This window comes from Myroides sp. JBRI-B21084 (assembly GCF_030545015.1).
In the GTDB taxonomy this organism is placed as follows: domain Bacteria; phylum Bacteroidota; class Bacteroidia; order Flavobacteriales; family Flavobacteriaceae; genus Flavobacterium.
Window position 1 is genome coordinate 1759922 of record NZ_CP120653.1, and the last position, 13949, is coordinate 1773870.

The window sequence follows — 13949 nt, forward strand, 5'->3', positions numbered from 1 at the left end:
ATAAAACCACGTAAACATTTAGTTAAGGTTTTTTAAAAATAATAAATGCAGCATTCAAAAAAAAATTACGTAATTTTTATTGTGGGCGCAACCGCAATTGGTAAAACAGCATGCGCCATAAAATTGGCAAATTATTTTAATTGCGATATTGTTTCGTGTGATAGCAGACAATTTTTCAAAGAAATGTCAATAGGAACTGCTGTACCTTCAGCCGAAGAACTTAAACAAGCAAAACATCATTTTATACAAAATAAATCAATAACAGAAAATTACAATGTTGGCGATTATGAAAAAGAAGTTTTGGTTTTACTTGATGAATTATTTAAAGAAAGCAACTTACAAATTGTTGTGGGGGGGTCAGGATTATATGTTGATGCTGTTTTAACAGGATTTGACGATTTTCCGGATGTTTCGAATGAAATTAGAGAGGAAATTGAAAAGAATTTCAAAGAAAATGGATATGAATATCTACATGAAACTTTACAAAAATTAGATCCCAATTATTTTAACTTTTTAAAAACAACAAACCCACAAACACTTCAAAACCAACAAAGAATGAAGCGTTTCATTGGCGTTTCATTAGCAGCTAACAAACCATATTCAACTTTTTTAAATCAACCCAAAAAGCAACGAAATTTTGAACCTATTTTAATTGGTTTAGAAGCGCCGAGAGAAATTATGTATGATAGAATTAACAAAAGAGTTGATTTAATGATGCAAAACGGATTGCTTAATGAAGTTGCAAACCTAAAACAACACGAAAAACTAAACGCTTTACAAACGGTTGGTTACCGTGAGTTGTTTGATTATTTCAATCAAAAAATAACTTTAGAAACAGCTATTGACGAAATTAAAAAAAATACACGTCGTTTTGCAAAAAGGCAACTTACTTGGTTTAAACGCAATGAACAAACCAAATGGTTTGGTTATGAAGAAAACATTGAAAACATTATAAAATACATACATGCAATTACCCAATAAATTTGCATCATTATACAAAGGTACATGCCAAGTGACCATTGATAAATGCTCAGTAAATTCAAAAATAAGAATTACCGATTTACTAAATATATTACAAGCGGTAGCTGGTAAACACTCGGATTTAGGTGGTATGAGTTATTTAGACATGCAAAAAAACAACCAAGCTTGGGTATTAAGCAGTATGCGAATTGAAATTGACGATTTACCACAATGGCACCAAACAATTGAAATTGAAACTTGGATTGAAACCTTAGCAGGAATAAAATCCATTCGCGATTTTGAGATTTTTTTAAATGATACTAAAATTATGGGTGTTAACAGTTTATGGGTTTGTGTAAATACTCTAAAAAAACGCCCCGAAGCTATACAAATAAACCATGATCATTTAGAAAAATTTCCAAATAAAAAACCAACTAAACAACCATTTTTAAAAATAAACACCACTAAACCAGCACAGTTAATTAAAGAACATAATGTTGTTTTTTCTGATTTAGACGCTTTAAATCATGTAAACAATGTTAAATATATTGAATGGTGTTTAGATTGTTTACCTATAGATTTTCATCAAAATAACTCCATAAAATCATTAGATATTAACTATTTAAAAGAGCTTACTTTTAACAATAAAGCTTTAATTTACGGTTATCAATCTACAAATGAATATTATTTTTACATTTATGCTGAACAAAAATTATGTTTTGCAATGCATGTTACACTAAATTAAATTCATTTTTTAAGCAACTACTTTTATTAAACAATAACTTTTGATATTTTTACAAAAAAAATTCATGGCAACATCTATATTAAAACTACATAACGCAACTATTTTTCAAGAAGCTGAACCTATATTAACCGATGTGAGTATCGATATAAAAAAGGGGGAATTTATTTATTTAATAGGTAAAACAGGTTCTGGAAAAAGTAGTTTAATGAAAACACTTTATGCCGATTTAGATTTAACACACGGCGAAGGTGTTATTGTTGATTATGATTTACGTACTTTAAAACAAAACGATATTCCTTTTTTACGTAGAAAAATAGGAATTGTTTTTCAAGATTTTAAACTACTTCCTGATAGAAATATTTATGAAAACTTATTGTTTGTTCTTAAAGCAACTGGTTGGACTAACGAAAACGACATGAATCTGCGTATTGAAGATGTTTTAGATCGTGTAGGAATGTTGCAACACTTAAAAAAAATGCCGCACCAAATATCTGGTGGTGAACAACAACGTGTTGCTATTGCACGTGCTTTATTAAACGATCCTGAATTAATTTTGGCCGATGAACCAACTGGTAATTTAGATCCGCAAACAAGTGTGGAAGTTATGGAAGTACTTCAAAAAATTAACCAAAACGGCAGAACCATTTTAATGGCCACACACGATTACGCTTTATTGTTAAAATATCCTTCAAAAACTTTAAAATGTGATGAAGGTAAAGTTTTTGAAGTAGTTCAAAAAACAATTTAATGCTATCTGTATTAATACCAACATATAATTACAATGTAGTTCCACTTGTTAATGAAATTAATAATCAATGTTTACAAGCAAATATTGCATTTGAAGTTTTAGTTTTAGATGATTGTTCTTCATTTTTTTTTACAGAAAACTATTCAATAAATACTTTAGATAATTGTTTCTATAATGTTTTAAGTAAGAATGTTGGCAGAAGTGAAATAAGAAATATATTGACACAAAAAGCGCATTTTAATCATGTGCTTTTTTTAGATGCCGATGTAATGCCTGTCCATACGAATTTTATTAAAAATTATTTAAGCGAAATATCAAAAAACAATCATTTTATTGTTGGTGGAATATGTTATAAGAAAGAAAAACCTACTAAAAATGAATATTTACGTTGGTATTATGGAATAAAAAAAGAAAGCAAATCAGCAAATAATCGTATTAAAAACCCATTTCAAAATTTTGCTTCAGCTAATTTTCTTATTAATAAAGAACTTTTTTTAAACATTCAATTTAACCAATCGTTAAAAAAATATGGTCATGAAGATACTTTGTTTGCTTTTAATTGCAAGCAAAACAATTATAAAATAACTCATATAAACAATCCTGTTTATCATTTAGGCTTAGATACAAATGAAATTTTCATACAAAAAAGTCTATTAAGTGTAGAAAATGCGTGGTACTTGTTACAAAACCAATTGATTGATAGTAAATACATTAAACTTTTACACTTTTATAAAAAAATTGAACAACAAACGTTTTTATTAAAATGTATATTTATAATCGGTAAAAACACTGAAAAAATTCTACTTAAAAACTTAAAAAGCAATAAACCTAACTTAAAATTACTTGATTTTTACAAATTGTATCATTTGATAAAAATAGCTCAAAATGACTAAGTTTTCAATCATAATACCGCTTTACAATAAAGAACAATTTATTGAAAATACCTTAAAAAGTGTTTTGCAGCAAACGTATCAAAATTTTGAAATAATTATTGTAAACGATGGTTCTACCGACAGAAGTATAGAATTGCTACAAAAATATACAGACAAACGCATACAAATTATTCACCAACAAAACCAAGGGGTTTCCGTAGCCAGAAACAACGGAATTAAGCTTGCAAAAGCTCAATTTATTTGCTTTTTAGATGCCGATGATTACTGGTATCCGCATTTTTTAGAAACATTTAATACGTTAATAGAAAAATATAAAAACCAATATGTTTTTTCTGCCGCTTTTGAAGTTGAAACAAAATGGAATACGTTTAAATCGATGTATTCTATTGATCCAAACCAAAATGATTTAGTTGTTGATTTTTTTGAAGCAAGCAAAAAAGAATGTGTTTTATGGACATCGTGTGCGGTTTTTGATAAATCGGTTTTTGAAAAAGTTGGAAATTTTGATAAAACTATTAAAATTGCACAAGATACCGATTTATGGATACGCATTGGCTTGCACTACCCTATTGTTTTTACTTGGGAAACGCTTGCTATTTATAAACATGATGCCCAAAGTTTATCAAAAAAAACCGATGATTTAAACGATAGATTACATTTTAAAAAATTTGAAAAAGAAGAAAAAACGAATGAAAAACTAAAAACTTATTTAGATTTAATGCGCTATTTTGCAGCAATGCACAGTAAATTAAATAATAATTTAAAAAGTTTTAAAGAATTAGTTAATGAAATAAACTACAATAATATATCATTAAAGAAACGCATTTTACTAAAAACACCAAAACCAATTCTTCAGCAACTTTTGAAATTGCAGCAACTTTTAGTAAAATTAAAATTAAGTAATTCTGTTTTTAAATAATTTTTCAAAAATAGTTTCCCATTTTTTTATAGCTATATCCTTTGTGAACAAATCATTATGCTTTTCAATATTTTGCAAAAGTGTATTGTAAAATTGATCGTTGCAACACATTTTATTCAAAGCATCAGCAAAACTATCTAACTTTTTTTCAACAACAATTCCGTTAAAGTTATGCTGAACCAATTCAAAAACAGAATCATTAAAAGGCGTGGTAATTACAGGAGTTCCATAGTGTAAAGCTTCCATTAAAACCAAAGGAAAACCTTCAAAATGGCTAGCCAAAACCACTACTTTTGCTTGCTTGTAGCTAGTTTCCAAGTCATTTTCGGCTGCATGTAACTGTATAAAGTTTGTTAAATTATTCTTTAATGCAAATTCAGAAATTAGGTTTTTATCATTTCCATCTCCAATAAAATGAAATGCAACATTTTTTAAATGTAATTCTGAAATTTTATAAGCATTCAGTAAAAAAGTTAAATCTTTTACATTGTTTTCAAATCTTCCTACAAAAATGATGTCTTTTTTATTGTTTTTATAATCATTTTCGGTATTTTGTTCTATAAAATGATACAACACATCACTTTCTTTGTTCAATTTTTGATTAACTAACTGATTAATATGTTTAGAAACGCTAATAAAAATTGCAGTATGTTTATACGCTAACTTATCTAACAAACAGTACGTATAAAAATATAAATTAAAATTTGCACTGTGTATAAATTGTATTTTTGGAGTTTTTCGCAATAAAAAATCATAAATTTTATGTTTAATAAAGCTCAATTTTGTGCGATGATCCATTAGCACATCTATTGAATTATCGTTAATAAACTGCCTAATAAACAACGGTTTTTTATATGCAGACAACTTATTTAAACTAATAACTTCGAAATCTTCAAAAACATGCGCATCATTAATTGCAATAATAGAAACTTTATGTTTCATTTCTTTTAACAATTTTGCATTAGTACGAACATAATTTTGTATGCCGCCTAACGTAAAATCGGTTACTAGGATTGCTATTTTTATTGCGTTCAATTTAAAATCTTAAGTTTATATTTGTGTAATTAATTTTTTTATGGCGTTACCTTTAGTTACAGTAATTTGTATTTGTTATAATCACCAAGCGTTTGTGCAACTAGCTATGCTTTCAGTGATAAATCAAACTTATAAAAATATTGAATTAATTGTAATAAACAATGGAAGTTCCGACAATTCTGATAAAGAAATTGAAACTGTTATAAAAAATCATCCCAAAATAAAATACATAAAGCTGCCTAAAATAGTTAGCAATACAAAAGCTTTTAATTTAGGATTTAAAGTAAGTACAGGCGATTTTTTAATTGATCTTTCGGCAGATGATGTTTTATTGCCAAACTGTGTTGAAATTCAAATTAATAGTATTAACAACACTTCTACTGCTTTAGTTTTTGGAAACGCCTATTATATTGATGAAAACGGAAACCGTACAAAAACTTTTTTTGAAGTAAATGCGAACAATAAAGTTATAGATAATGCGCTTTTTAATACCAATTACTTACGTATTTTAAGCGGTGGTAATATCATGTGCTCGGTTTCGGCTATGTTTACACGTAAACATTTTGAGCTTTTAAACGGATATAATGAAGATTTATTTTTTGAAGATTTAGATTATTGGTTGCGGTTATCAAAAAAATACAAAATTGAATTTATTGACGATTTTTTGGTTGAAAAACGCTTTTTAAAAAATTCGTTAGGAAATCAATTTCATAAAAAAGATACATTTTCGCAAAAAATAAATAAATCATTAAGGCAAATTTATAATGAATCTTTGAAGCGAAATACATTAAAAATAGAACATAAAGCCTTGTTAAAAAGAGTACATTATAGCATGGAGCAATGTTTTAAAAACAAACGATTGATTGATTTAATTAAATTTAGTTTAATTGAATTAAAGTGTAGAATTTATCTATTTAAATAATTTTTAAATTCGTTAAATTCGCGAATGTAGTCACTCTCGTCAAACTCGGCCGATGAAACCACTAAACATACAGCTCCAGCAGAGAAATTTCTTAATTCGCGCCACGTATTCACAGGTACATACAACCCTTGATTGGGTTTAAAAAGTGTATAAACTTTTTCATCAGTTCCATCATTTAAAATAACCTGAAAACTTCCCGATACCGCTATTATAAATTCTTGTTGATTTTTATGCGCATGTCCGCCGCGCTCTGCACCACTAGGTACATCGTACAAAAAATAAACTCTATTCATTTTAAAAGGAATGGTATTTCCTTCAATAACAGATAGATTTCCTCTTGGATCTTCTATTTTTGGTAGTGTAATTATTTTGCTCATTATAGTTTTATGGTTAAATATTTTTCAAGTGCTTCGTTTTCACTTTCCCAATCACGCACAATGTGTTCTTTAATTAATTTAGAAGGAATGCCGCCTATTAAAATGTTTTCGCCCAAAATCAAATAATTTTTATTACAAAGCGAATTAGTTGCAATTAAACAATTTTCAGGAGTTTGTGTATTACCTTTTATGGTTGTTCTGGCACCAATATAATTATAAGCACCAATTTCTATTTTCTTATTCATGTCAAGACAAGAGTTGATTGATAAATCTTTCAACCCATGAAAATTAGTATCTACAATTAAACAATCTGTTCCAAATTGTACCCAGTCATGAATTATAATATTTTTAAAACAAATAATTTCGGTTCTACTTGCAAATGAATTTATATGACCAAGTTCTAAAACAGCATCATTGTTTATAAACACTTTAGTATCTAAACCAAATTGAACTTTACCGTTAATTCTTAAAATTCCATTAATTGTAGCTTCTCCAATTCCTTTTTTCCTTTGAAAAATTTCGTACGATTGACCAAAACCAATCAGCCCAAATTTAGGTGTAACATTTAATTGAATGGAACCTTTAAATTGCACAATTTTAAATCCTCGATACACAATAACAGGCAATAAAAGTGCATTTTTTAAAGTAAAAGCTTTAAAATTAATCAATAAGGTTTGAAACCAATCAATGCTCAAAAAATGATTTATTCGTTTAATCAAAATAATGCTTTTACTTTATTTTTAAATTTAGAATCTAACAAGTATTCATCAATTTTTTTTAAACTATATGCTGTAGATAGTATAAAAAAAACACAACCAATAATACTAAATATTTTAGTATTTAAAACATAAAAACATAAAATAGTTGTTAATAAAACTAGATTTACAATAAAAAGTTGTTTTTTTACAATTGCCGAAAGTTTAAATAAATATATTTTTTGGGAATAAAAATAGATATAAATCGCAGATAATAAGTAATTTAAAAATAATGATACTCCTATACCTACTATTCCCCATATTTTATAAAACAAAATAGTCAATATTACATTTAACAAATCACTAAATAAATTTATGTAAAAATAGTGTTTGTAGTTTTGATGCGCCAAAATTAAATAGCCCACTGCATAGTTAAAAGCTCTGTAAACAATAGCAAACAACCCAAAAACTAATACTTGATATACGGGTAAAAAAGCTGCCGAAAAAAGAATTTTAACTAAAAATAAACCAAACGTATAAATAAAAAGTAAAGCAGGTAAAATGATTAACAAACTCAACTCTAACTGATTATTAACTAACTGATTAGTTATTTTCAAAGAATTAATTTCAGACGATAATTTTGGAAAGAAAAATTTACCTGTTGCAATAAAAACAATACCTAAGTAAGATACTAAAATAACATTTGCTACTCCATAAAAACCTAATAATTCATCGCTTTCATTTTTTAAGTACAATCTAATTAAATAGTAAGATAAAAAACCTACAAACGTATTGATTGCTAACAAACCACCCGAAGTAATATATTTTTTAAAATATGCTTTTTTTTCTTTAAACGGAAAAGCCACATTTAATTTTGGTAAGCCACTAAATGATACATAAATGTATAAAGCTATAAGTGCATTTAAAATAATAGAAACGATGATACCATTTAGATGAAAAAAATAAAAAGCAACCAAAATTACAACTGTGCTTAGCGCATTTACCACAACATTAATTTGTAGCAACCGATTTATATGCTGTGATCCTTCTAAAAATATAATATAACTTTGAGTATAACCGTTAGCAATAAAGTAGATAGACAAAAGTAAAAACCAATAAAAATAATTTACAGAATTAAAAGTGATTAAACTTAATTGATTTGCAAAAATGATAGAAATAAGTGCCGCAAACAAACCTGTTAATACTGAAAATTGTTGTAATGCAACAATACTTTTTCTATAGATTTCTGGATTTTCATTTTTCTTAGCCGAAATTTCACGTATTCCAGTAAAATTGATACCAAAATTGGTAAACGAACTTATTAGTTGTATGGTATTATCAACAAGATTATATAAACCAAAACCAGATGGTCCAAAAAAATATCCAACTGCACTATTTGTTATCACGCGTAAAGCCAAGCGAATTATTTCAACAATACCAAATAGCGATGTTGCTTTAAATAACGTTTTATAGTGCTTTTCTTGTTTCATTTTAATCTAATTTACAACCCATTTCTGTGTAAGGTTGTTTTATTTTTTGATACCATTTTTCCCAATCTTCAAATGTAACATTACTGCTTGCTAATGCTTTTTTAATAAAAATCAGTGAAAAATCTTCATTAAAACTATAATCAACGTTCGATAAACCTAACCAATAATTATTTAAATTTTTATTAAATTCATTTAATGAAAACGTGGTTTTATCACCATTATTGCTTGCTTTTGATATTAAAGTAGTTTGTAACAATTCTTTATTAGAATTACCTAAATTAAAAGATTTTTTGCTTTTCAATAAATTAAAAATCTGCTGTAATTCATCAACTTTATTTTGATTATTTTGCCAACATGTTTCATAATATTTTTTAGAAAAAACCCCACCCGCAACAATAAACATTTGGTAATAATTTAATATTTTTTGATTTGTATTAAAAAATAGTTCAGCAAACGATTTTAGCTTGATTTTATTGGTATTAAAAACGGCATCAAACAAAAAAGGATTTTTAGTTAGAACTTTAGGTTGAACAATATTAAAATATTCTGCTTTTTGAATAATATTATTAGATATTAACTTACTGTTTTTCATCCACATAAATTTAATCATATCCATTTTTAAACTATAAACGTCGTTTACAAAATTTTTATAATTAAACGGTTGCACAAACCACATATCATCTTCTAAAAGAATAAAATTTTCAGAACCTTTTAAAACCTCATTTCTCCAAAAATTAGCAGGAATTACATTCTCAGGAATTTGATTTAAAGATATTGCTTTACTTTTTTGTTCATAATAGGGCGATTTTACAATTGTTATGTTAGGAAATAAAACAACTATTTTATCTAAATAAATTTGAGGTGTTCCATCGTCTAAAACTACAATTCTGCCATCAAATTCTTTTAAAAAATGATAGATACTTGCTATGCACTTGTGTAATAAATACGGACGATTAAATGATTTTATATAAATATCCATTAATAACCATTTATTTTTTCAATGATAAAATCCTGTTCTTCAACAGTTAACGATGGATTTAAAGGTATACTAACAATTTGTTTATGAATTAATTCTGAAATTGGTAAATACAAATGATGTAATTCAATCATTGCCTGCTGCTTATGCGGTGGAATAGGATAATGAATTAGTGTTTGAATTTCATGTTCCATTAAATAATTCTGAAATTCGGCTCTATTTTCAACTCGTACAGGAAAAATATGAAAAACATGTGCATTAAAATCTGTTACAAAAGGTAAAACAACCAACGGATTTGTAATTTTAGATAAATATCGTTTTGCAATTCCTTGTCGTTTTTTGTTATCAAAATCTAAATCTGGTAATTTTAAACGTAAAAATGCAGCTTGTAGCTCATCTAAACGCGAATTGATACCTTTATAAATATTATGGTACTTAAATTCTGATCCATAATTGCGTAAACTACGTACACAATCGGCTAATTGTGCGTTATTGGTTGTAATTGCACCACCATCGCCCAAGCATCCTAAATTTTTACCGGGATAAAAACTAAAACCTGCTGCATTTCCAATAGCTCCGGCTTTTAAATCGTTACAAATTGCGCCATGTGCTTGCGCAGCATCTTCTATTAACAACAAGCCAAAATCTTTACAAAAAGTTTTAATAACCAAAGCATCGGTTATTTGTCCATACAAATGTATCATTAAAACAGCTTTAGTATTTTGAGTTACTTGCTGTTGTAAAACATCAATTGTTAAATTGTAGTTTAAAAAATTGGTATCAACCAATTTAGGTGTTAAACCCGCATTTTCAATAGCTAAAATACTGGCAATATATGTATTAGCCGGCACCAACACTTCATCTCCAGGCTTTAAAACCCCAAGCGCTACATAAGCCTTAAAAATTAAAACCAAGGCATCTAATCCGTTTCCTACACCAACACAATGTGACACATTACAATAACTTGCAAATTCTTGTTCAAATTTAAGTACTTCATCGCCCAAAATATAATGTCCTTTTTCAAAGAAAAGTTTCGTTTTTTCTAAAAATGCATCTTGATATGGGCGATTTATTTTTTTTAAATTTAAATAAGGTATCATAAAACCGTTGTAATTTTAAATGTATAGGTAGGAAAAACTATGGTGCGCGCAGCAAATTGTTCTTTCCAAGCCAATAAGTTTTCGTTCTCTAACGCTAATGTATTATTTAAAGATGTTCCAAAATCAAAAAAATCATGTTTTAAATTTCTTAAAATTTCAAAATGTAATAAATCCAATCCTCCTAATTTATTAAAACTTGATTTACTGGCTATATATTGCGATTTTAAAAATTTCTTATGTTTAAAAAGTACCGTTCCTGCAATCATTTCATTGTTTAAAAAAGCTGCAACTAATTCAATTTTATCAGGAAAAAGTGCTTTCAATTGCTTTATTTCGGTTAACGTATGTATAGGCTTTTTACTGTAACGTTCGTTTAATCTGGGAATTAATAAATCATTCCAAAATGTATCAAAATCGTTAGTTTTTTTTATTTCGATTCCCTTTTTTAATGCATTTTTTGCGTTTCTAATAATAGATTTCGATATAAAATTACTGTTTTTGTAAACAACCGAACCTATATTTAACTCTAAAGCATCGCCATAAAATTGATGCAAATAAGCTAATTCATCGTTTGCAACTTCGCAATAAATAGTTGGCAACGTTTTTAAATGTAAATGTGTTACTTTTTGTGACACTAAATAATTGTTTATAGCAAAAAAAACAGATTTAAATAAACCAAACTTACAGTTTTTTTTCACCAATATGCCGCCATAAGTTAAACCTTTGTGACTTGTAACTTCGTTATTTGCAATACTTGCTGGCAAAATGGCTGTTAGCTCACTATTACAATAAATAAGTAAAGAAAAATCTTGGAATTTATCTTTGTGATATTCCATAAAATCGCGATGAAATAAAAAACATCCGTTTTTAGTTTCATCAACAAAAGTGTTCCACTGGTTTTTTAGCCAATCATTGTAACGAACAATTTCTATTAAATTTTCTTTAATCATTCTAACAACGAAATAAAGCAAAAACTGAAACATTTCATAATGAAAGCAAATTATTTTTTGTTAACGAAAATAATTCTTTATTATATTTGCCTAATAAATATATAAGTAGAATGATTAAAATAACATTACCAGATGGTTCAGTGCGCGAATACGCTTCAGGTGTAACTCCGCACGAGGTCGCTTTAAGTATAAGCGAAGGTTTAGCACGTAACGTAATTTCAGCAAACTTTAACGATACAACCGTAGAAACAGTTACGCCTTTAACCACCAATGGTAATTTGGTTTTATTTACTTGGAACGATGCCGAAGGTAAAAAAGCATTTTGGCATTCAACATCGCATGTAATGGCCCAAGCTTTACAAGAAATGTATCCAGGCATAAAACTAACAATTGGTCCTGCAATAGATAATGGTTTTTATTACGACGTTGATTTTGGCGAAAATAAAATTTCAGACAATGATTTTAAAGCTATTGAAGATCGCATTTTAGCCATTTCAAAAGAAAAGCATGAATTTAAAATGCGTGCCGCTACAAAAGCAGAAGCATTAGAATTATATAAGGATAACGAGTATAAAACTGAATTAATTGAAAATTTAGAAGACGGTACCATCACTTTTTGTGATCATGCTACCTTTACTGATTTATGTCGTGGTGGTCATATCCCAAACACTGGTATTATAAAGGCTGTAAAAATTCTTTCAGTAGCTGGTGCTTACTGGCGTGGTGATGAAAAAAACAAGCAATTAACACGTGTTTACGGAATTTCTTTCCCTAAACAAAAAGATCTTACCGAATATTTAGAGATGATTGAAGAAGCAAAACGTCGCGATCATCGTAAATTAGGAAAAGAATTAGAATTGTTTCATTTTTCACAACGTGTAGGGCAAGGTTTACCATTATGGTTACCAAAAGGAGCTGCATTGCGCGACCGTTTAGAACAATTTTTACGCAAAGCACAAAAGAAAGCAGGTTATGAACAAGTGGTAACTCCACACATTGGTCAAAAAGAATTATACGTAACATCAGGTCATTACGCAAAATACGGTGCCGATTCGTTTCAACCAATTCATACACCAGCCGAAGGTGAAGAATTTTTATTAAAACCAATGAATTGTCCGCATCACTGCGAAATTTACAACGCAAAACCTTGGTCTTATAAAGATTTACCTAAGCGTTATGCTGAATTTGGAACAGTTTACCGTTATGAACAATCAGGCGAACTACACGGTTTAACTCGTGTTCGCGGATTTACTCAAGACGATGCACACATATTTTGTACACCAGACCAATTAGATGAAGAATTTAAAAAAGTTATAGATTTAGTACTTTATGTATTTGGATCATTAGGTTTTGAAAACTTTACAGCGCAAGTATCAGTTCGCGATTTAAGTAATCCTGATAAATACATAGGTTCGGTTGAAAATTGGGAAAAAGCTGAAAATGCAATCATAAGTGCAGCTAAAGATAAAGGCTTAAACTATGTAATAGAATCAGGTGAGGCCGCTTTCTATGGACCAAAGTTAGATTTTATGGTGAAAGATGCTTTAGGACGTAGTTGGCAATTAGGAACCATACAAGTAGATTACAACTTGCCTGAACGTTTTGATTTAACATATAAAGGTTCTGATGATAAATTACACCGCCCTGTAATGATTCACCGTGCACCATTTGGTTCAATGGAACGTTTTATTGCTATTTTATTAGAACATACAGGTGGTCATTTCCCATTATGGTTAATGCCTGAACAAGTTATCATATTGTCTTTAAGCGAAAAATATGAAAATTATGCGAAAAAAGTTTTAAATTTGTTGGAAAATAACGAAATTCGCACCAAACTTGACGATCGTAACGAAACCATAGGTAAAAAAATTCGTGAAGCTGAATTACAAAAGTATCCGTACATGCTGATTATTGGCGAGGATGAAGAAAAAAACAATGTGATTTCGGTACGTAAACAAGGTGAATCAGGTAAAACAAACACATCAATGACTATTGAAGATTTTACATCTTTAATTCAAGATGAAATAAATAAAACCATAAAACAATTTTAAGTTTAACCGCTTGACAACAAGCATAAAATTATATACCCATAGCAGTACATCACAGAAGAGGTTTTAAACCTCAGGAAAAAAAGGAAGA

At 28.3% G+C, this 13949-nt stretch carries 14 protein-coding genes; 7 read left to right on the plus strand and 7 right to left on the minus strand.

What is annotated here, in order from left to right:
- Positions 1 to 45 precede the first annotated feature (45 nt).
- The 5 genes from miaA to P3875_RS08570 all read left to right on the plus strand — a co-directional run bounded on the left by miaA (position 46) and on the right by P3875_RS08570 (position 4265).
- Positions 46 to 981 carry a tRNA (adenosine(37)-N6)-dimethylallyltransferase MiaA gene (gene miaA / locus P3875_RS08550; RefSeq protein ID WP_303443549.1) on the plus strand — a complete coding sequence of 312 codons (936 nt, stop codon included), beginning with the start codon at positions 46 to 48 and terminating at the stop codon, positions 979 to 981.
- Positions 965 to 1705, plus strand: coding sequence for an acyl-[acyl-carrier-protein] thioesterase (locus P3875_RS08555; protein WP_303443550.1), 741 nt, complete (start codon positions 965 to 967; stop codon positions 1703 to 1705). The genes miaA and P3875_RS08555 overlap by 17 nt, the downstream gene beginning before the upstream one ends.
- Positions 1706 to 1769: 64 nt before the next feature.
- Positions 1770 to 2453 carry a cell division ATP-binding protein FtsE gene (locus tag P3875_RS08560; protein WP_303443551.1) on the plus strand — a complete coding sequence of 228 codons (684 nt, stop codon included), beginning with the start codon at positions 1770 to 1772 and terminating at the stop codon, positions 2451 to 2453.
- Positions 2453 to 3346 carry a glycosyltransferase family 2 protein gene (locus P3875_RS08565; RefSeq protein WP_303443552.1) on the plus strand — a complete coding sequence of 298 codons (894 nt, stop codon included), beginning with the start codon at positions 2453 to 2455 and terminating at the stop codon, positions 3344 to 3346. The genes P3875_RS08560 and P3875_RS08565 overlap by 1 nt, the downstream gene beginning before the upstream one ends.
- Positions 3339 to 4265 (plus strand): glycosyltransferase family 2 protein, encoded by a 927-nt coding sequence (locus P3875_RS08570; RefSeq protein ID WP_303443553.1) that lies wholly within the window; start codon positions 3339 to 3341, stop codon positions 4263 to 4265. The genes P3875_RS08565 and P3875_RS08570 overlap by 8 nt, the downstream gene beginning before the upstream one ends.
- On the opposite strand, the gene P3875_RS08575 is transcribed toward P3875_RS08570, so the two are convergent.
- A complete protein-coding gene (locus tag P3875_RS08575; RefSeq protein WP_303443554.1) occupies positions 4242 to 5300 on the minus strand; it encodes a glycosyltransferase in 1059 nt (352 codons plus the stop codon). The genes P3875_RS08570 and P3875_RS08575 overlap by 24 nt on opposite strands.
- A gap of 40 nt (positions 5301 to 5340) precedes the next feature.
- Between P3875_RS08575 and P3875_RS08580 the strand changes: the two genes are divergently transcribed.
- A complete protein-coding gene (locus P3875_RS08580) occupies positions 5341 to 6222 on the plus strand; it encodes a glycosyltransferase family 2 protein (RefSeq protein ID WP_303443555.1) in 882 nt (293 codons plus the stop codon).
- Here the strand turns inward: P3875_RS08580 and P3875_RS08585 are convergent.
- The 6 genes from P3875_RS08585 to P3875_RS08610 are packed head-to-tail and all read right to left on the minus strand — an operon-like array spanning position 6207 to position 11810.
- Positions 6207 to 6599, minus strand: a complete 393-nt coding sequence (locus P3875_RS08585; RefSeq protein WP_303443556.1) for a sugar 3,4-ketoisomerase — start codon at positions 6597 to 6599, stop codon at positions 6207 to 6209. The two genes, P3875_RS08580 and P3875_RS08585, sit on opposite strands and share 16 nt — an antisense overlap.
- Complete coding sequence (locus P3875_RS08590; RefSeq protein WP_303443557.1) at positions 6599 to 7294, minus strand: transferase; 696 nt, start codon at positions 7292 to 7294, stop codon at positions 6599 to 6601. The genes P3875_RS08585 and P3875_RS08590 overlap by 1 nt, the downstream gene beginning before the upstream one ends.
- A 20-nt stretch (positions 7295 to 7314) precedes the next feature.
- Positions 7315 to 8784 (minus strand): oligosaccharide flippase family protein, encoded by a 1470-nt coding sequence (locus P3875_RS08595; protein WP_303443558.1) that lies wholly within the window; start codon positions 8782 to 8784, stop codon positions 7315 to 7317.
- A gap of 1 nt (position 8785) precedes the next feature.
- Complete coding sequence (locus P3875_RS08600; RefSeq protein WP_303443559.1) at positions 8786 to 9763, minus strand: hypothetical protein; 978 nt, start codon at positions 9761 to 9763, stop codon at positions 8786 to 8788.
- Complete coding sequence (locus tag P3875_RS08605; protein ID WP_303443560.1) at positions 9763 to 10860, minus strand: DegT/DnrJ/EryC1/StrS family aminotransferase; 1098 nt, start codon at positions 10858 to 10860, stop codon at positions 9763 to 9765. Before P3875_RS08605 ends, P3875_RS08600 begins: the two co-directional genes overlap by 1 nt.
- Positions 10857 to 11810: a GNAT family N-acetyltransferase gene (locus tag P3875_RS08610; protein WP_303443561.1), complete on the minus strand. Its 954-nt coding sequence runs from the start codon at positions 11808 to 11810 to the stop codon at positions 10857 to 10859. Before P3875_RS08610 ends, P3875_RS08605 begins: the two co-directional genes overlap by 4 nt.
- Positions 11811 to 11920: 110 nt before the next feature.
- On the opposite strand from P3875_RS08610, the gene thrS reads away from it, so the two are divergent.
- Positions 11921 to 13861, plus strand: a complete 1941-nt coding sequence (gene thrS, locus P3875_RS08615; protein WP_303443562.1) for a threonine--tRNA ligase — start codon at positions 11921 to 11923, stop codon at positions 13859 to 13861.
- Positions 13862 to 13949: the final 88 nt, after the last annotated feature.

What these genes read in the sequence shown, in the direction of transcription:
- P3875_RS08595 (WP_303443558.1), bottom strand. Translation starts at nt 8,784, where the DNA reads ATGAAACAAGAAAAGCACTATAAAACGTTATTTAAAGCAACATCGCTA.
- P3875_RS08600 (WP_303443559.1), bottom strand. Translation starts at nt 9,763, where the DNA reads ATGGATATTTATATAAAATCATTTAATCGTCCGTATTTATTACACAAG.
- P3875_RS08565 (WP_303443552.1), top strand. Translation starts at nt 2,453, where the DNA reads ATGCTATCTGTATTAATACCAACATATAATTACAATGTAGTTCCACTT.
- P3875_RS08555 (WP_303443550.1), top strand. Translation starts at nt 965, where the DNA reads ATGCAATTACCCAATAAATTTGCATCATTATACAAAGGTACATGCCAA.
- thrS (WP_303443562.1), top strand. Translation starts at nt 11,921, where the DNA reads ATGATTAAAATAACATTACCAGATGGTTCAGTGCGCGAATACGCTTCA.
- P3875_RS08560 (WP_303443551.1), top strand. Translation starts at nt 1,770, where the DNA reads ATGGCAACATCTATATTAAAACTACATAACGCAACTATTTTTCAAGAA.
- P3875_RS08585 (WP_303443556.1), bottom strand. Translation starts at nt 6,599, where the DNA reads ATGAGCAAAATAATTACACTACCAAAAATAGAAGATCCAAGAGGAAAT.
- miaA (WP_303443549.1), top strand. Translation starts at nt 46, where the DNA reads ATGCAGCATTCAAAAAAAAATTACGTAATTTTTATTGTGGGCGCAACC.
- P3875_RS08610 (WP_303443561.1), bottom strand. Translation starts at nt 11,810, where the DNA reads ATGATTAAAGAAAATTTAATAGAAATTGTTCGTTACAATGATTGGCTA.
- P3875_RS08580 (WP_303443555.1), top strand. Translation starts at nt 5,341, where the DNA reads ATGGCGTTACCTTTAGTTACAGTAATTTGTATTTGTTATAATCACCAA.
- P3875_RS08605 (WP_303443560.1), bottom strand. Translation starts at nt 10,860, where the DNA reads ATGATACCTTATTTAAATTTAAAAAAAATAAATCGCCCATATCAAGAT.
- P3875_RS08570 (WP_303443553.1), top strand. Translation starts at nt 3,339, where the DNA reads ATGACTAAGTTTTCAATCATAATACCGCTTTACAATAAAGAACAATTT.